Annotated in this window: 14 protein-coding genes and 1 pseudogene; 12 read left to right on the plus strand and 3 right to left on the minus strand. The window is 45.0% G+C overall.

Translation table 11 applies throughout. The features are described 5' to 3' along the window. Positions 1 to 19: 19 nt before the first annotated feature. Positions 20 to 1,381, minus strand: a pseudogene (gene nrfA, locus VHA01S_RS03735) (ammonia-forming nitrite reductase cytochrome c552 subunit); the annotation flags it as partial. A 552-nt stretch (positions 1,382 to 1,933) separates the two neighbouring features. Here nrfA and nrfB point away from each other — a divergent pair. The 5 genes from nrfB to VHA01S_RS03760 all read left to right on the plus strand — a co-directional run bounded on the left by nrfB (position 1,934) and on the right by VHA01S_RS03760 (position 6,706). After that, positions 1,934 to 2,518, plus strand: a complete 585-nt coding sequence (gene nrfB / locus VHA01S_RS03740) for a cytochrome c nitrite reductase pentaheme subunit (protein ID WP_023403015.1) — start codon at positions 1,934 to 1,936, stop codon at positions 2,516 to 2,518. A gap of 8 nt (positions 2,519 to 2,526) precedes the next feature. Next, on the plus strand, positions 2,527 to 3,213 hold the full coding sequence (gene nrfC / locus VHA01S_RS03745; RefSeq protein ID WP_023403016.1) for a cytochrome c nitrite reductase Fe-S protein: 687 nt from the start codon (positions 2,527 to 2,529) through the stop codon (positions 3,211 to 3,213). A 1-nt stretch (position 3,214) separates the two neighbouring features. After that, positions 3,215 to 4,162 carry a cytochrome c nitrite reductase subunit NrfD gene (gene nrfD, locus VHA01S_RS03750; protein WP_023403017.1) on the plus strand — a complete coding sequence of 316 codons (948 nt, stop codon included), beginning with the start codon at positions 3,215 to 3,217 and terminating at the stop codon, positions 4,160 to 4,162. Positions 4,163 to 4,253: 91 nt separating this feature from the next. Next, positions 4,254 to 6,287, plus strand: a complete 2,034-nt coding sequence (locus tag VHA01S_RS03755; RefSeq protein WP_240432770.1) for a heme lyase CcmF/NrfE family subunit — start codon at positions 4,254 to 4,256, stop codon at positions 6,285 to 6,287. Continuing rightward, positions 6,284 to 6,706: a cytochrome c-type biogenesis protein gene (locus VHA01S_RS03760; protein WP_023403019.1), complete on the plus strand. Its 423-nt coding sequence runs from the start codon at positions 6,284 to 6,286 to the stop codon at positions 6,704 to 6,706. Before VHA01S_RS03755 ends, VHA01S_RS03760 begins: the two co-directional genes overlap by 4 nt. 205 nt (positions 6,707 to 6,911) lie before the next feature. Here VHA01S_RS03760 and VHA01S_RS03765 read toward each other — a convergent pair whose 3' ends face one another. Next, a complete protein-coding gene (locus tag VHA01S_RS03765) occupies positions 6,912 to 7,712 on the minus strand; it encodes a DoxX family protein (protein ID WP_023403020.1) in 801 nt (266 codons plus the stop codon). A 116-nt stretch (positions 7,713 to 7,828) separates the two neighbouring features. Between VHA01S_RS03765 and VHA01S_RS03770 the strand changes: the two genes are divergently transcribed. Beyond that, positions 7,829 to 8,749, plus strand: coding sequence for a LysR family transcriptional regulator (locus VHA01S_RS03770; RefSeq protein WP_023403021.1), 921 nt, complete (start codon positions 7,829 to 7,831; stop codon positions 8,747 to 8,749). Between the two features lie 186 nt (positions 8,750 to 8,935). On the opposite strand, the gene VHA01S_RS03775 is transcribed toward VHA01S_RS03770, so the two are convergent. Further along, entirely contained in the window at positions 8,936 to 10,504 is a 1,569-nt protein-coding gene (locus VHA01S_RS03775) for an arylsulfatase (protein ID WP_023403022.1), read from the minus strand. Positions 10,505 to 10,910: 406 nt separating this feature from the next. Here VHA01S_RS03775 and VHA01S_RS03780 point away from each other — a divergent pair, with 406 nt between their 5' ends. Genes VHA01S_RS03780 through VHA01S_RS03805 form a run of 6 tightly spaced genes read left to right on the plus strand, consistent with a single transcriptional unit; the run spans position 10,911 to position 17,437 of the window. Beyond that, a complete protein-coding gene (locus tag VHA01S_RS03780; protein WP_023403023.1) occupies positions 10,911 to 11,915 on the plus strand; it encodes an AAA family ATPase in 1,005 nt (334 codons plus the stop codon). 15 nt (positions 11,916 to 11,930) lie between these two features. Continuing rightward, the gene (locus tag VHA01S_RS03785) at positions 11,931 to 12,869 is read left to right on the plus strand and encodes a DUF58 domain-containing protein (protein WP_023403024.1); all 939 of its coding nucleotides are present in this window, start codon (positions 11,931 to 11,933) and stop codon (positions 12,867 to 12,869) included. Next, positions 12,866 to 13,426, plus strand: a complete 561-nt coding sequence (locus VHA01S_RS03790) for a DUF4381 domain-containing protein (RefSeq protein ID WP_023403025.1) — start codon at positions 12,866 to 12,868, stop codon at positions 13,424 to 13,426. The genes VHA01S_RS03785 and VHA01S_RS03790 overlap by 4 nt, the downstream gene beginning before the upstream one ends. Beyond that, positions 13,419 to 14,441, plus strand: coding sequence for a vWA domain-containing protein (locus VHA01S_RS03795; protein ID WP_023403026.1), 1,023 nt, complete (start codon positions 13,419 to 13,421; stop codon positions 14,439 to 14,441). The genes VHA01S_RS03790 and VHA01S_RS03795 overlap by 8 nt, the downstream gene beginning before the upstream one ends. Further along, entirely contained in the window at positions 14,434 to 16,152 is a 1,719-nt protein-coding gene (locus VHA01S_RS03800; RefSeq protein ID WP_023403027.1) for a vWA domain-containing protein, read from the plus strand. Before VHA01S_RS03795 ends, VHA01S_RS03800 begins: the two co-directional genes overlap by 8 nt. After that, positions 16,139 to 17,437: a BatD family protein gene (locus tag VHA01S_RS03805; RefSeq protein WP_084309052.1), complete on the plus strand. Its 1,299-nt coding sequence runs from the start codon at positions 16,139 to 16,141 to the stop codon at positions 17,435 to 17,437. The genes VHA01S_RS03800 and VHA01S_RS03805 overlap by 14 nt, the downstream gene beginning before the upstream one ends. Positions 17,438 to 17,445 lie beyond the last annotated feature (8 nt).

Consider the following 17,445-nt stretch of genomic DNA (forward strand, 5'->3'; position numbering starts at 1 on the left):
AATGCTTCAATCAAACAACTTAGTAAGTTGCTTCGCGTTTTTTAGCTTCTTCATCCCATTGTGGCACAAGAGTTTTTAAGAAATGCTCTTTTTCCGCTTTCATTCCTTCCATATCCATACCAAGCACCGCTTGCGCTTTTTCTTTGGTAGAAATGTCTGGAATTTGAATTGGGTCAGTAATGCCTTTCTTCGCCAGTAAACGAATCACTTTAGTTCGAGCATCAGCCGCTCTATCTACTGCAGTACCAAGTACTTCTAGCGCCACTTCAGGAGCATGCATATGAACGCCGTGTGAGGCGATAGCGTAGTCCCAACGCCATTGAGCGTGACGAATATCAGTTAAGATAGGCTTCATCTCTTCTTCAGTCGCGCCTGCATCCCATGCCGCTTTCGCTTCAAAGTGCGCCGCTACAATTTGTTTCTCTGCGGTTAGCTTCATGCTTAATACTTGAGCTTTGCGAGTAGACACAATGTTTTGCAGCTGATCTTTGCTCTGGGTATGACAGTTTGCACACGTATCTTCAAAGCGATCAAATGGGTTACCAATCTTATGGTCGGTATACACAGTGCCGTCTTCGTTTTCTACTTTAGGCATATGACAGTCAACACACACGACATTATTTTTTCCGTGAATACCGTCTCGCCATGTCTCATAACCTGGATGCTGTGCTTTTAGCATTGGCGCTTTAGAGACGCCGTGCGTCCAGTCAGCAAAATCGATAGCGTCGAAATAGACTTCCATCTCACCCACGGTGGTGCCCATATCCCATGGGAACTTAACTGCATTGTTGGCGTTTTTATCAAAGTAGTATTCAACGTGACATTGTGCGCACACACCGGCTTGCTGATCTAAGCGTGATTGCTCTTCAAAAGGTTTGCCGATGGCTTTAAACGCACGTTCTGTATAAGGGCGCGTTAAGGCTAGCTCAGGCTCACCATTTTTAAACTTATCGCTTTTGGTATTGTGACAGTCAGAACAGCCAATAGGGTTAACCACTTCTGCGCCCAAACGAGCCCATTTGCCGGCAAAATAACCGTCTTCACCTTCTTCATCAATCAAACGCGCTACGTCAGGGCTTTTACAGCTCCAACATGCCATCGGCATAGGGCCTGACTCTCCGTCCGTTGGGCCGCCAGTGCGCAAGGTTTCTCTGAGATCTTCTACCGCATAAAAGTGACCACGCGCTTTATTGTAATCTTTAGCAAAGCCATAGCCTGCCCACAAGATCACCATGTTTGGATCTCCTGCTAGAGCATCGTCAATTTCTTCACTTTCGCTGGTGGCTTTCCAACTTTGATATTGATCAGGATGAGCCTGTTCAAATGCCGCATTACGCGGATCAAAGCGCTGTTCTTGTTCTGTTGACGCGTAAGCATTGAGGGTGATTAACCCCAACAAAGCTATGGGCGCTAACACACCGAGTTTCCATTTTTTGTTCGCCATATTGTCTCCAAACTTTCATTTTATGAATTGCGTTGTGGGGCAGGTTCCTAAAAAGAATTGGAGGTGATGACCTTATTAAAAATATGCATTAATTCGGCCAACAGTCGCAGTATAAATGAAAAGATTGATTTCATATTAGCCAAGCATAACTAAGTTGATCCTAATCAATAATGGCTATAGATCGCACTCACACTTATATAATATTCTGAATTCATGCTTCTAGATGAGATTAATTGCTATTTGTAAATTAATGAATTATCTCGATTTTCTCACAAATATATAAAAAATAATAAACAAGGGGTGGGTCACTAATATGAACAATTGGACTAGGGAAGGATGTGATTGAAGGCTATTATTAAATAAAGCGTTGTGGCTTATCCTAAATAAGAATTGATTGCACTTATCCCGAAATAAATTGGGCTGAGAGTTGTTAATTGATGGTCGAATTATATTTATAAGAAAAATATTTCGATTTAAGGAAAGGATACAATGGGCAATATTAAATTGACCATAGCCACGATGCTTAAAGCTCTAATCGCATTGTGCCTATTTGGTTATTCTATTAATGCTTTGGCCAATGATGGTGTCCAGAACCATTCAGCGACATCCGAACGCTTTAAAGTAGAGTTCACTCGCGACAAAGACTACAAATGTACTCAGTGTCACAAGGATTCTAAACACACTTTAGCTGAATCTCATGGACAAAACGTTATTGATAAAGTCGGTAAAGAAGTAAATTGTACCGATTGTCATAGCAACATAGGACCGGATCACAGAGACGGTGCCTCTACCGTCGTCAAATATTCTGATGCACAGTCTCGCGTTGGGACAGATAAGCATCAGCTACCACCAGAACTGATTCTAGAAGCTAACGCAGCTTGTACTGATTGTCATACGCCGGAACGTTTGCGCGAAGCCAACTGGACGCACGACGTACATGCTAAGAATCTCACCTGTTCAAACTGCCACACGGTTCATGGAACCGATGCCAAGGTGCTGTCACATGACCACAAGGCAATCGTTGGTATGTGTGTGGACTGTCATTCAGACTTCAACCACAAAGCCAAAGAGTAGGAGATGATATGAGTTGTTCTAGAAGAAACTTCATAACCGGCGCGGGTGTCGTCATCTTTACTACTGGCGTAGCGGGTACCGCGGCATTATCAAGCCGTCGCTCATTTGCCAGCGGTGAAGAAGAAGCGGCCATTAAGTACGGCATGCTACACGATGAAAATGCCTGTATCGGTTGCACCGCTTGTAGCGACGCCTGCCGAGAAGTGAATAAAGTGCCAGAAGGTGTCAGTCGCTTAGATATCCATCGTTCTGAACCGATGGGCGAATTCCCTGATGTTGAGTATCGCTTTACCCGAAACTCCTGTCAGCATTGTGAAAACGCCCCTTGCGTGTATGTGTGTCCTACGGGCGCGGCTTATAAAGACCCTAAAACCGGCATTGTGGATGTGCATAAAGATAAATGCGTAGGTTGCGGCTACTGTTTAGCGGCATGTCCTTATCAAGTGCGTTTCTTCCATCCTGAAAATAAAGCGGCGGACAAATGTAACTTTTGTCGAGACACTAATCTTGCGCAAGGCAAACAACCGGCTTGTGTTGAAAGCTGTCCAACGAGCGCCCTTGTTTTTGGTGATTTAAATGATGCAAATAGCACGATTTCTCAGGCGATAAAAAGCAAGCCTGTATATCGTGACAAAGTAACGTTGGGCACAAAACCTCAGCTTTACAAAGTGCCGTTTGATAAGGGGGAGGTGTAACATGAGTAGTGCATTTCATTTCGACTCTTTAGTGTGGGATTGGATCATCGCGATCTATCTCTTTTTAGCGGGTATGTCGGCGGGCGCTGTCATCGTCGGGTTATATTTAAAACGCAAAGTGATAGAAGGTGATGCGGCGCAAAATGGCATCATCAAAGCGATCGCTTGGATTGCGCCAATTGGCATTATCCTCGGGCTATTAATACTGATATTCCACCTAACCAAGCCGTTAGACTTTTGGAAAATCATGATTTACTACAACCCAACGTCAGTCATGTCGATGGGCGTGTTGTTATTCCAAGTGTATATGGCGGTAGTGTTTGTTTGGATTGGCATTATATTTAGAAGCCAAATCATGAACTTCTTAGGTGGACGCTTTCAGTTTATTGATGGCGTTTTACTCAAGTGTAAGCGCTTTGAAAATGGCTTAGAGCTGTTCTTAGGCTTTTTGGCGATTGCCTTAGCTGCTTATACCGGGTTCTTATTATCGGCACTTAAAACCTATCCGATGCTAAATAACCCTGTACTGCCAATTTTGTTCTTGTTCTCTAGTTTGTCCTCTGGCGTTGCGGCGTGTCTTTTATTTGGCATCTTGCTGTTTAAAGAAAGTGTCTACAGCCCAAGTGTGGCTTGGATTCACAGCTTTGAGCGACCAGTAGTGTTGTTTGAATTATTTGTTCTGGTGACCTTTTTTACTGGGCTTATTTTTGCAGGTGGACAACATGAGGCGGCCGCATGGAACGCCATCGGTGGCGGTTTTTGGTCGAACTGGTTCTGGTTTGGGGTTGTGGGCATAGGAATGCTCTTGCCACTGGCGATGAACTACTTTAGTTCGGCAACGACCAAGCATAATCGTGGCTTCATTTTAGTGGTGACGACCTTGAGTTTGATCGGTGTCTTAATGCTGAGAACATTTGTGCTGTACGCAGGGCAAATGACGGTAATATAAACCGATACCAAAAATGCCCAAGCAATACCCAATATCGGCTAATAACTGATTGGTATAAATTGAATTTCTTCAATGGCTTGGGCCTATTTCTATGAGTGAGACCATGCTAGCAAACCTTGGCTTATTTTGTTTGATCCTGACTGCCATAGTCAGTAGCGCAGGTGTTGGTGTGGGTCTCTATACTGTTGCGCAGTGGCGAGTCTTTCAAACCGATAACACGGGTCAAGCGAATTACTTGTCTGGCAACTCTTCACCACAGCATCGCTTAATGTGGGCTCCTTCTTTAGTACGCTCGTTTGCCTTAATTTCTTTTTTGGCATCGATCATTTCTATTTCATTACTTGCCTACGCCTTTGCCAGTGATGATTTTTCACTGCTCTATGTCTCCGACAATTCAAACAGTGCCTTAGCTTTGCCATTTAAAATTGCCGCCACTTGGGGCGGGCATCAAGGCTCAATGTTATTTTGGATACTGGTGTTAGCGGGGTGGGCGGTGTTGGTCTCTAGGCGACACACTAAAGACAGCGATTATCATGCCAGTTGGTTAATGCTATTGCTGGTTGCCATATTTAGTTGGTTTACTTTAATTGCCTCCAACCCTTTTGTTTTAAATGAGGTTTTGCCACTGCAAGGGCGAGATCTTAATCCCATGTTGCAAGACATCGGGCTGATTATTCATCCGCCACTGTTGTACATTGGCTATGTCGGCTTTGCTTCGGTATTAGCGCTTACCTGCGGCTATTTATTGGCACTAGATAACCTAGGCGATGTGTTTGAAAGGCTGACACGACATGCGTTATTAGCATGGATCTTTTTAAGTGCCGGGATCTTAGTAGGTGCGGCGTGGGCGTATTATGAGCTCGGTTGGGGCGGATGGTGGTTTTGGGACCCGGTAGAAAACGCTTCATTGTTGCCGTGGTTAACCGCGACCGCATTACTGCACTCGGTGATGGCAAGTCGCAAGCAAGGTCAGCTAAAAGTGTTTACCTTTGTATTGGCTATTGTCACTTTCTGTTTAAGTATTTTAGGCACCTTTATTGTGCGCTCAGGGGTGTTAACCTCAGTGCATGCTTTTGCGGTTGACCCGAGTAAAGGTCTGGCGCTGTTGGCTATTTTAAGTGTGGTATTTATCAGTGCTTATGGCTTGCTGGTGGCGCGAGTACATTATGTAAAATCCAATGCCATTACACGTTTTTCTAGTAAAAACTTTTTGATACTAGTGTCGATTAATTTATTGGTGTTAGCCACAGCAATTGTGTTGCTAGGCACTTTTTATCCCATGCTTTATCAGCTATTTGGCTTAGGTAATATCTCAGTCGGCGCGCCGTATTTCAATTTACTGTTTGGCCCATTAACCATACTGGCACTGGTAGTGATGGGCTTTAGCCCGCTAGTAAAATGGCAAGCACAATCGGGCGCATTCCCGGTTAAGTTTCTGTTGGGTTCGCTTATCCTTTGCGGCGTATTAAGCGTGCTCTTTTTGCAGATGTATATCCATAGAAACAGCCACGTCTCTGCCTCTTGGTCTGCTTGGGCTTTATTAACCACATGGGCGGCAATGTGGATGAGCTTTACCCATATTGCGCGCTGTTTTCGCGTAAGAAAACAGGTGTATAAATACAAAGTGTATCTGGTGTCTATGGCGCATATTGGAGTCGCCATATTGGCATTCGGTGCTAGCATGAACAGCTTTTATTCTTATGAACTCACCGCAAAACTGGGCCCAAACAGTCAAGTTCAGTTTGGTGATTATCAAATCCACTATCAAAACACCAAGCTGTATATCGCCAGCAACTATACCGCCGAACAAGGTGTGGTCGAAATTACCGCCCCTAATGGTCAAACGCATATCGCATTGCCGGAAAAACGCTTTTACTCAGTGCGAGTGATGAATATGACTGAGCCATCATTAACTCCATTTTTAGATGGCGATGTGTATCTCACCCTTGGTGAAAAACTCGATACTCAGCATTACGCCGTCAGAATGCAGTTTAAAGCCTTCATCCGCTGGATATTATTAGGCGCAGTATTGACCATCGTCGCAGGAGTAGGGCTACTTGGACGAGGCGTATTAGTGAAGCAATGGTTCATCCAACCTAAAGTAGCCAAGGAGTATCAAGCATGAAATGGCGGTTAGGTCTTGGGATTTTGTTAATAACAGCCATGCTTAACGTCAGCATGGCATCAGGGTATCAATCCATTTCACATCCCGTTGATTTATTTGAGTTTGATTCTGTCTCTCAACAAAAGCAGGCCATTCATCTAGCCAAAACACTGCGCTGCCCAATGTGCCAAAATCAAAATTTAATCGAGTCCAACTCAGCTGTCGCCAAAGACATTCGTTTAAGAGTGTTTGAGCTAATCAAAGCCGGCAGCAGCGATGCCGAAGTTAAACAGTACATGGTAGCGCGATACGGAGAGCACGTTTTGTATCAACCCAGTATGAGTTTAAAAAATGCTTTGTTGTGGGGGACCCCGTTGCTACTTGCAGTCGGGATGTTTGGGTTTATGGTGAGGCATATTCAGCGTTTGGGTAAAGAGTAGGATGTGCTGATTTATGTTTAGTTATTTCAAATAACGGATTAGCTAAAATTTCATGCGCACCCCCATTATTTTACCTCAACCAAGAGTGTATGCAGGCTAGTATTCTGACCAACTGCGTGTTATTGCCATTACTCTTTAAAGGGTAATTAATCAAACGCCGTTGTCTTATCCGACAACGGCGTTTGACGTTTGCGTATAGTCTGTTTTAGTTGCCAGATAAGCGCTTGATTAAACGGTTATTTAACAAGTTGGTGCTGAATGCGGCATCCAAGGAGATTGGTCCAGCAGTTTTTGGTAGCATAAATGGATACATCACCATAAAGAAGAAGAAACACAGTTCCCAACCACCGCCAGGGAGTGCCCATGTGTACCCGACCATAAAGTGACCACTCATCAATTGAGCCGAAATTAGATAGATTGATGCGGCAAAAGCACCGAAACGGCTTAATAAGCCAAGACCTAGCGAGATGGCGATAGTCAATTCAACTAAACCACCAAAGATGATCACGTAGTGTGCAATGTGTGGTGGAATATCGGCACCAATGGTGTTGTGGCCAACTACTTGGGAGAAAAAGTTTAATAACCCTTCGTCGTGCTGAGATAAAAATAGCTTTTCAGTACAGTGAGTAAGCCAGTTTAAACCGACAAATGTTCTCATTAATGACAACGCAAGAGCCGGACCGCCGTGGTTTTTGTAAGCATCACGAGATAGGACAATTAATTGTAATAACAGCGGGATAAAGGTTATCGCAGTTAGCCAGCCGATGATTGACCAATCATGTTGGTCAGCATTACGAACCACGATGATGGTCGGGAAAGTGGTTAATAGAAAACCGACGGTAGAATGATTTCGGAAACGGTAAGCGAATATTGGGATTAAAGCCGAAAACACGACCATACATACGGTAGACCAAGTGCCATCAAACAGACTGATGTTGCTAATTACAGTAACGAAGGACAGTATGCCAGCTAAGGTCGTAAGTAAGAAAAATTTGTTCTTTGTCATAGTTTTTAACTCAGATGGTAAAATTTGTGCAATTAAAATAACTTAATTCATCTAGTAAATAACCTAGCAAACAGTAAAATGATTTTTTAGAAAAACTAAAAAATAGGATGGGCATTGTGAACAAACTGGATAATATGTTGGTATTTAATACCATCGTTGAACATAAAGGATTGACTGCCGCTGCCCATCACCTCAATACCTCTCCCGCTACCATTACCAGCAAGTTGAAGGCGTTGGAGCAATACTACGGAGTCAAGTTGCTCAATCGAACAACACGATCGATGAGTCTTACTGATGAAGGTAAAAAGTTCTATCAATTGAGCTGTAATGCTTTGTCGCATATTGATGTGATGGAGGAGCAATTTCAAAATAAGTCACAACGGCTTTCGGGGAATTTGCGCATCTCTGCAACTCGCGATCTCGGTAAAAATGTAATCGCCCCGATGGTGGACGAATTTATTGCCTTACATCCCGATGTTGTACCTCATCTGATACTGAGCGATGAAGTGTTATCCATCCACCGTTATCGACTTGATGCCATATTTCGATACTCTCACTTGGTTGATAGCCAGTTAATTTCTCGGCGGTTGCGAGCCTCTAAACGGGTATTGTGTGCGTCACCAGATTACCTTAAGCGTCACGGTGTGCCCGATAGCCTGAAAGACCTGCTCAATCATCGATGTATTGGTTCACAACACAACGAAGATATGATTACTCGTTGGCAATTTTTTGTTGATGGTGAATTGCAATCTATTGCGATTAATCCTTGTCGTCTTTCTAATGATGGCGAGATCATAAAACGATGGGCGATAGATGGTCATGGCATAGCATTGAAATCATGGGTGGATATCCGTCAAGATCTCAAAGCTGGGCGGTTAAAAATTGTCTTGCCTTCATATTTGCCAGACTTTTCGGATGGCAGTAAGACGGCTGACTTACATTTAATCTACCCTCATCGTGATTTTCTACCGACTAGAACCCGAGTCTTTATTGAGTTTGTGGTGAACTACTTCAAAAAGGACAATGACAGTCGTTGATTAGGTCCGTTAACCTCGCGGCTTTACTCGTGCAAACATTGACCTTTGACACGCCCTTATATCAGTCCCGCGTTACAGTGGTTCTTCTATTGCGTCCTAAAAGGTCAAGATATTTCCCCTATAAAAAAACAAAAAAGCTCAGCCCGAAGGCTGAGCAAAGGCTCTCTTTAGAGGAAGAGATAAGAACTACTTTTTCATCTGATTAATTTGCTGTTGCATGCTGTCAATTTGGTCAAGTTTGGCTTTTACGCCGAGCGAGGTTTGACTGATTGCAGCAGGGTTTAGCACTTGCCCTTGTTGACGAGGGTACTGGTCTAGAGTGACAAAGAATTTGCCTAGCTCGTCTTGTACTGGAACAAATAACCACATGTTATCTGCCATCCAACGTAGGTACATGCCTGATTCGTGTGGTGCTTTTTCAAATGGGTCTGCACGTAGGTGAATGATTTTTGGCCAGTTCGATTCAAAACGCACCGCATCGGTGATGTTGCCTTCTAGGGTAGCAAAGTGCAGTTTCCAATCTTCCCAGCGAATGGCGTTTAGCTCACCATTGGCACTAAAATACAGCAGTGAATCACGAGGGCCTTTTTCTTGTTTTCCTTCAAAGTAAGGCATGAAGTTGTGACCGTCGATGTGGACGCGCCATTCTTTTCCGTTCGCTGTGTAGCCTTTTGCTAGCTTCTCTTTTACATCTGGTACGCCAGCGGCTGCCATAATAGTTGGTAGCCAATCTTGGTGCGCCATCATGTCGTTGTAGCGAGTGCCGGCTTCAATCACGCCAGGCCAACGGACCAGTTGTGGTACGCGCATGCCGCCTTCCCAAGTGGTGCCTTTTTCACCGTGAAATGGCGTTGCGCCACCGTCAGGCCAAGAAACAGTTTCTGCGCCGTTATCTGTTGAGTAGATGACGATGGTGTTGTCGGCTATTCCTAGTTCATCAAGCTTGTCGAGTAAGATGCCTACATGGTCATCGTGCTCTAACATGCCATCGGCATAAATGCTGATGCCTGATTTACCTTGGTATTTCTCTTGTAGACGTGTCCAAACGTGCATGCGAGTGGTGTTGTGCCAAATAAAGAATGGCTTGTCGGCTTTTACCGCTTTTTCCATAAAGGCGAGGGAAGAATCTAAGAACTCTTCATCGGCGGTTTCCATACGCTTACGCGTCATAGGGCCAGTATCTTCAATGCGACCGTCAGCGTAAGATTTGATTACGCCGCGAGGGCCGTAGTTTTTACGAAACTCAGGGTCTTTTGGATAGTAGTAAGTCTCTGGCTCTTCTTCGGCATTCAAGTGGTACAAGTTGCCAAAGAACTCATCAAAACCGTGCTTGGTTGGCAAGTGCTGATCTTGGTCGCCTAAGTGGTTTTTACCAAATTGTGCGGTCATATAGCCTTGATCTTTTAGTAGATCGGCAATGGTTGGAGCCCAATCAGGAATGCCGTGGGTTGAACCTGGCATGCCAATGGTAAGCAAACCGGTACGAAACGGTTCTTGACCGGTAATGAACGAAGCACGTCCAGCCGTACAAGATTGCTGACCATAGTGGTCGGTAAATAAGGCGCCTTCATTGGCAATACGGTCAATGTTTGGGGTTTTGTAGCCCATCATGCCTTGGTTATAGGCACCTACGTTCCATATACCTATATCATCGCCAAAGATGGCAAGAATATTAGGTTTGTCGGCGGCTACAGCGGTTGCTGAAACGGCTAACATTCCTGCTGACATAGCCAGTTTACTGAATTGATTAGTCATTGAGACTCCATCGCTTTTTTCTAAGGAAAAGGAATTCAACGAATCAGCCCCATGCATTGCTAAGGGAAATATTAAGGCGCTCTTTGCGTGTATTTGAGTTAAATAACTTACAAGAGGGCGATAAACCCGATGCGTTGTGGGGGCATAGTAAATATTGGGCAAATGCTTTGTCGCTTTATAGACCTTATAACCTTTAGTTAATTTAATACTAACTATTTGATTTTTAGTCTTTATTTGATTGATTAGAAGAGTTTGATTAGTGAAAAATGTGAGATGGCGCATCGGTTATTACCGTTGGCTATTTAAAACGCGCGACTTCCAAATAAGCTATAACGACTTTCCTGTATAACCTTTTGTTATGGCGAAATTACATACAATGAGTGGATTCAACGTATGAGGGTCGATTATGAATCAGTCACAACAGGCTATTGCCAATCTAATTTCGCGAGTAGAACAATCTGTGGTTGGGCAGAGGCATGTAGTTGAATCGTTAGTGCTGGGTTTATTAACCAATGGACATGTCTTGTTAGAAGGCTTACCCGGCACTGCAAAAACTCGCTCAGTCAAAGCTTTGGTCGATGCGTTAAATACCTCGTTTGGCCGAATTCAATTTACCCCAGATCTTTTACCCTCAGATGTAACGGGCACAGAAGTGTATCAAGAGGTTGTGAATGGCTCAGGCAATGCCAAGCCCCAGTTGCACTTTCAAGCAGGCCCAATTTTCAATAGCATCGTGTTAGCCGATGAAATCAATCGTGCTCCAGCCAAGGTGCAAGCGGCATTGTTAGAAGCGATGGCGGAGGGAACAATTACTGTTGCTGATGAAACGCATCAATTACCTGAGTTATTTATGGTGCTGGCCACACAAAACCCGATTGAGCAGGAGGGGACGTACCCATTGCCAGAAGCGCAAATGGATCGTTTTCTTTTAAAAGTGCGAGTGGATTACCCAGACGATGATGCCGAGCTAAATATCATGCGCCTTGTGCGTAGTGAAGAGACGCAAGATGATGAGAGTGAGCCTTTAAACGCAGAGCCACTCCCTGCGATAGATCCTAAATGGGTGTTTCAAGCTCGCCAAGAAATCGCCAAGGTTGAAGTCTCAAGCATCGCTGAGCGTTATATTGTGGCGCTTATCATGGCAACTCGTCATCCCCAAAGATACCCAAACAGCCATTTACCGCGCTGGATCCAAGTAGGCGCAAGCCCTAGAGCTTCAATCGCCCTAGACAAATGCGCGAGAGCTTACGCGTGGCTGCAAGGGCGCAATTTTGTTGAACCTGATGATATTCGCTCGGTGGCCCACAGCGTGTTAGGCCATAGATACACCCCAAGCTTTGATGCCCTAGCAGAAGGAATTTGCGCCACTGAGATCATTGATGAGTTACTTGATCATGTCGTGATTGGCTAGCGAGAGGCAGTAAACATGGTTCAAGTATCCCATGATGAACGAATTCATTGTCAATATCAGCGTCTAGTTCAGTTGCAAGGGCAGGTGGGCTCGTTGTCGTTTTTAACGAAATTGAGCGCAGGTACTTTGCTATCTGGGCGTCATCACTCTTTGTTTCGTGGGCGCGGGCTTAACTTTGAAGAGCTGCGTCATTATCAGCGGGGCGATGACATTCGTAACTTGGATTGGAAGGTAACTTTGCGCACTGGCAAGCCCCATGTGCGTGCTTATACTGAAGAGAAAGATCGCAATGTGATTGTGTGCGTTGACCAACGCGCGAGCTTATTTTTCTCTTCTGCTGAGGTGATGAAATCGGTAGTGGCTGCGGAAATTGCGGCGTTGAGTGCATGGCGAGTGCTAAAAGATGGTGACAGAGTAGGCTTTGTCATCGCTACACCGAGCGGGCCGCAGTGGCACAAACCTCAGCGCAGTCGTGCGCATCTTTTACATCATTTAAAGCATCTTGCGGACGCTAATCAAGCGTTAAATGTGCGTTGTCATGATGGTGAGAGCGCTTCATTTTCCCATCTTATGACAGCCTTGCATCGCAGTGTCACTAAAGGCTCAACGGTGATCATACTCAGTGACTGGCATGGCGTGAGCCAAATGGATATCGAAGCTCTCAAGCAGCTACAAATTCATAATGATGTGCTTACCGTGATGATTTCCGATGAGTTTGAGCAGAGCTTACCTGCTAGCACCTCACCGTGGGTACTGGGCGATGGTCAACATCAGCTTAATCTTGGCAGTACTAATCAAATCAATAAAGCCAGTCGCGGTCTAACGCAGCATCAAGCCATGAAAAAAAGCCAACTAGTGCGCTTAATGACGAGCAAAGGTTTACCTCTGATTTGCTTGGGCACAAAAGGCGATCACCTTGCGCAATTTAAGCGGCAAATGGGGGCGGGACGATGAGCCTACACACTCCACCACAAAGTTATATGTTGCGTGACATAGTGGAAGTTGCGGTCGCGCCTTCAGTAAGCTGGTTGCCACAGACGATAGGCTGGAAGGTTTTAGCATTCGTGTCACTCGGCGCTTTTTGTGTATGGATGGTTAAGCAATTTAAAATTTGGCGCAGTAACCGCTATCGCCGAGAAGCGTTGAATACGCTGAACCGTATTGCAAAAGCGTGTCACGGCAGTATTCACGATTCGGCGGCCTTTCGCCGTCAGGTTAGTTGCGATCTTTTTTCGGTGATGAAAGCGGCGCTGTGCGTGGTAAATCCGCAGAGTGCCAGTTTATACGGCGCCTCGTTTTTACAAGCGTTAGATACTCACCTGCCAGAAAATAGCCGTTTGTTTGAAGCTAAATGGTCGCACTGGATGCGCGGTTTGATGGACAGCCAATATGTGCTGAGTGAGATTGAATTACTGCTGTTGCTAGAAGATTGCCAAAGATGGGTAGGTGAACATCACGCCTTTCTTACAAAGAGTAACTGTGAGGTTAACAGCGAGGTACCAAATGTTTAGTTTTGATCTCGAACTGGCGCATCCACTTTGGCTGTTGGCTTTGCCTGCACCTTTGCTTATCTACTATTTTATTCCTGCCTATCGCACCAAACAATCAGCCATTAAAGTGCCGTTTTTTGGCTTGTTGCTAGAGGTGCTAGGTGAGAGCCCAACACAGGGTGCTAGCCAGTTGCGTCCATCACTTTGGCAACGCTGTATTTTAGTATTGTCTTGGTCACTTGTGGTTTTGGCTATGTCGAAACCGACCGTACTTGGCGCGCCACAAACAAAGCAGCAATTAGGGCGTGACGTGATGGTGGTGGTCGACTTGTCTCAGTCGATGGAGGAGCGTGATTTTACCTCATTAGATGGCAAAAAAATATCAAGGCTAGAGGCGGTAAAAGAGGTATTACAAAACTTTGTGCAATCTCGACAAGGCGACCGCCTTGGTTTGATTTTGTTTGGTGATGCGGCATTTGTGCAAACCCCATTTACCGCCGACCAAAGTGTTTGGCTGGCATTACTCGAGCAAACTCAAGTAGGAATGGCAGGGGCAAGCACGCATCTGGGAGACGCAATCGGCTTGGCGATAAAAGTGTTTGAACAAACGCCTGCGACAGCGAATGAAGCGCGCGAGAAAGTCGCCATTGTCTTAACCGATGGTAACGATACCGGAAGTTTTGTCGAACCCATTGACGCGGCAAAAGTGGCTAAAGCCAAGCAGGTGAAAATTCATGTGATTGCTATTGGCGACCCAACAACGGTCGGCGAAAAAGCCCTTGATATGTCGACGATTGAACGTATTGCTTTGGAATCTGGAGGTGAGTCATTCCAAGCGTTAGATAGACACTCTTTAACACTCGCCTCTAAAAAAATTGATGCATTAGAGCCAGAGCTTTACCAAAGCACCACTTATCGACCGAAAACTAGCTTGCATGCTTACCCTATCATGCTGGTGGTTGCGCTTTATCTGTGCGCTTTTGCTGTTAGCTTGTGGCGTCGCATGCTGAATAATAAGGAGCAAAAGTATGTTTGATTTTGCCCTTGTTGAGCAACTGTTTTGGCAACAAATACTGACGCAGTTCCATTTTATAAGACCGTTATGGCTGTTGGCGTTGTTGCCATTGTGTACAGTGATTTATTGGCGCTGGAAATTAGACACCCAACGCCAAGGCCAAGCCGTTTTTCCTAAGCACTTAATCCAAGCTTTATCCATTGGACAACAAGGGTGGCGAAAGCAATTGCCACTTAAATTTTTGTCTGTGGTGATGAGCTTGGCAATCGTGCTCTGCGCAGGCCCCACTTGGCAGCGTGCATCATCACCATTTGGCGAAGACAAAGCCTCACTGCTTATTGCGTTAGACACTAGTGCTTCGATGCAAAATGAAGATTTAGCGCCGACACGCTTAACGCGAGCAAAGCAAAAAATTCATGAATTGCTAGAGCTAAGAGATGGAGGACAAACGGGCTTAGTGGTGTTTGCGGGGACGTCACATTTGGCGATGCCGCTGACTAAAGACCGTCAGGTATTTGCGCCATTTTTGGCGGCTATTGATCCCGACATAATGCCTGTAAAAGGCAAAAGAGCCGATAGCATTATTGAGAAAATTGAGAGTCAGCTGTCTGAGAAAATGCCCGCTAGCGTATTGTTAATCAGTGATGGTGTTACGCCAGATAGTTTAGTGCGTTTGGCGGAGTACTTTACGCAAAGCCCTCATCAATTATTGATTTTAGCGACAGGTAATCCAAAGCTAAAAAGCAATAATCCAATGGATCTTAGTTCGTTGCAACGCTTAGCTGGTCAAAGTGGCGCAAGTTTAGAAGTGGTCAGTATTGATAATACCGATGTGCTGGCGCTAGATAGAAAAATACAAAGGCACATGCAGCTCAATAATGAGTCGGCAATGCCGTGGCAAGATATGGGCTATTACTTATTGTTTCCTATCGCTTTGCTTTTATTGCTGTGGTTTAGAAAAGGCTGGCTAGTGCAATGGGTTGTTATTGGCTGTGTGATAGCGCCTTGCTATTCAGCATCGGTTATTGCTGCACCGGTTTATTCTGTTAGCGCTCATCAAGCAGAGAACGTAAGCGCTTTTGAAGAAGTGACTACGTTGGATAAAGTCTCTAGCGCATGGATAAACCTTTGGCTAACTGCAGATCAACAAGGGCAGTGGCACTTTAATCGACACCGCTATTTGCAAGCTGCCACCCACTTTCAAGATCCCATGCGCAAAGGCATTGCCTATTACTACGCCGCAGAATACTCATTGGCTCATTCTGCATTCTTAAATGTAGACTCCGCCAATGGCGCTTTTTATGCAGGCATTGCGCTCGCAAGGCAAAGGGAATATCTAAAGGCGCGTGACCTGTTTTCTTATTTATTAAGCGAAAAACGCTGGCCGTTAACGGCTGAATTGCGCTCGCAAATCGAGCACAATTTAATGGTAATGCAAGGCATAGTCGACGAAGTAAACCGTTTGAGTGCTAGCCAAGCAGGAACCACTGATGGAGCGGAGGATTCCATTGAGTTGGGAGATAATCCACAAACCGGTGACGGCGCAGAAGACACTGCGGTTGCTGAGATGATGCTAAAAGAGTCGCTCAATGCTAATGAGATTTTAGGCAGTGAAGAGTTGGCTGATAAATGGCTACGACGGGTAGAGTCCGATCCCAAGCTCTTTTTGCGCGCTAAGTTTCAAATACAGCGAAGCACACAGCAAGCACAGGAGCGAAATGATGGCCAATAAATGCTTAAATATCGTATTGATAGTGTTGTTATGTTTGCTAGCGATGAATGGCTATGCACAAAGTCATGACAATAAAAGTGCGCCGCCTCAGCCTAATATTCAGCTAAAAAGTTGGCTACAAAAGCAGGGCGACACAGCCAATGCGCCACATACGGAGCTTCAAGCACAGGTCAATCAGCCCATTACGCTGTTTGTTGAAGTATCAACGCCGCGATGGTTTACCGCAGGTACGCAAGTGAGCCTGCCAGAAATTGCCAATGTCATTGTGCAAAAGCCCTCTCAACTTGCGGTAAATTACGCAGAAAAACGAGCGGGCAGTACTTGGTCAGTGCAGCTTTGGGAAATTCATTTATATCCACAGCAAGAAGGGCATTTTGTTGTGCCGCTTGTACGTGTTCAAGCGCAAGTCTCGGTGCAGAGTAGGGGCAATGTTCAACGTGAAATGTACACTCAGCCACTTAAATTTAACGCGCAACTGCCAACAGGATTGTTAACTCAGAGCTCAGCGTGGATCAACAGTCCGCAGGTTGAGGTTACGCAAAAGTGGCAACAATCAAGTGCAGAATTAAAAGCCGGTGATGCGATTACCCGCACTGTGACGGTTACCGCTGACAATACTCTGGCTATGCTACTGCCACCGATATTTAATCGTAAGCATGATTTAGCCCCCGATCACTACCAATTGTATTCGCAGCCAATCAAGTTATTGGACGCGCAACATCGCCATCAATTTCAGGCGCAAAGAACGGAGCAACAAGTGTATGTATTGCAACATGGCGGGGAGGTAATGCTACCTGAGCATTCAATACTGTGGTGGAATTCTCGCACACAAAAATTGGAAAAGCTGCAAGTGGAAGCTCGCACTTTTAAAGTCGCACATACACTTACATCGTGGATGAACTACTATAAGAATAGCATCGCTATTTTGTTGTTATTTTTGATTGCTTTTTCTATGTTAATCATAGCGATGCGACGATTTTATAAAACTAGGCCACAGCCTCTGTTTTGGCAATTTTTACAAGTGTTGTATCGCGGTGATACAGGCGAAATTAGAGCAGCTTTATACGCACATTTAAGGCGTTGTTCCAGTGAGTTACAAATGAGCAAATTATCTAGCGCAAGCCAATGGCAGATAGTCGCCAACCAGATACAAACTCAGCCAATTTCATTTGTTCAAGGATGGTTGGTGTGGTGCAAAATAGCGTTAATGCGCAGGTGCACAATAGGGCAAATAGGCTTGCAAAAAGCATTGCCAGAATTAGACAACATCAATCGCCGTTATTAACTCCGGTT

The organism is Vibrio halioticoli NBRC 102217, from assembly GCF_000496695.1.
Classification (GTDB): domain Bacteria; phylum Pseudomonadota; class Gammaproteobacteria; order Enterobacterales; family Vibrionaceae; genus Vibrio; species Vibrio halioticoli.

Coding starts and splice junctions, on each gene's coding strand:
- nrfD (WP_023403017.1), top strand. CDS start 3,215: ATGAGTAGTGCATTTCATTTCGACTCTTTAGTGTGGGATTGGATCATC.
- VHA01S_RS03785 (WP_023403024.1), top strand. CDS start 11,931: ATGGTTCAAGTATCCCATGATGAACGAATTCATTGTCAATATCAGCGT.
- VHA01S_RS03780 (WP_023403023.1), top strand. CDS start 10,911: ATGAATCAGTCACAACAGGCTATTGCCAATCTAATTTCGCGAGTAGAA.
- VHA01S_RS03795 (WP_023403026.1), top strand. CDS start 13,419: ATGTTTAGTTTTGATCTCGAACTGGCGCATCCACTTTGGCTGTTGGCT.
- nrfB (WP_023403015.1), top strand. CDS start 1,934: ATGGGCAATATTAAATTGACCATAGCCACGATGCTTAAAGCTCTAATC.
- VHA01S_RS03790 (WP_023403025.1), top strand. CDS start 12,866: ATGAGCCTACACACTCCACCACAAAGTTATATGTTGCGTGACATAGTG.
- VHA01S_RS03775 (WP_023403022.1), bottom strand. CDS start 10,504: ATGACTAATCAATTCAGTAAACTGGCTATGTCAGCAGGAATGTTAGCC.
- VHA01S_RS03765 (WP_023403020.1), bottom strand. CDS start 7,712: ATGACAAAGAACAAATTTTTCTTACTTACGACCTTAGCTGGCATACTG.
- VHA01S_RS03805 (WP_084309052.1), top strand. CDS start 16,139: ATGATGGCCAATAAATGCTTAAATATCGTATTGATAGTGTTGTTATGT.
- VHA01S_RS03800 (WP_023403027.1), top strand. CDS start 14,434: ATGTTTGATTTTGCCCTTGTTGAGCAACTGTTTTGGCAACAAATACTG.
- nrfC (WP_023403016.1), top strand. CDS start 2,527: ATGAGTTGTTCTAGAAGAAACTTCATAACCGGCGCGGGTGTCGTCATC.
- VHA01S_RS03755 (WP_240432770.1), top strand. CDS start 4,254: ATGAGTGAGACCATGCTAGCAAACCTTGGCTTATTTTGTTTGATCCTG.
- VHA01S_RS03760 (WP_023403019.1), top strand. CDS start 6,284: ATGAAATGGCGGTTAGGTCTTGGGATTTTGTTAATAACAGCCATGCTT.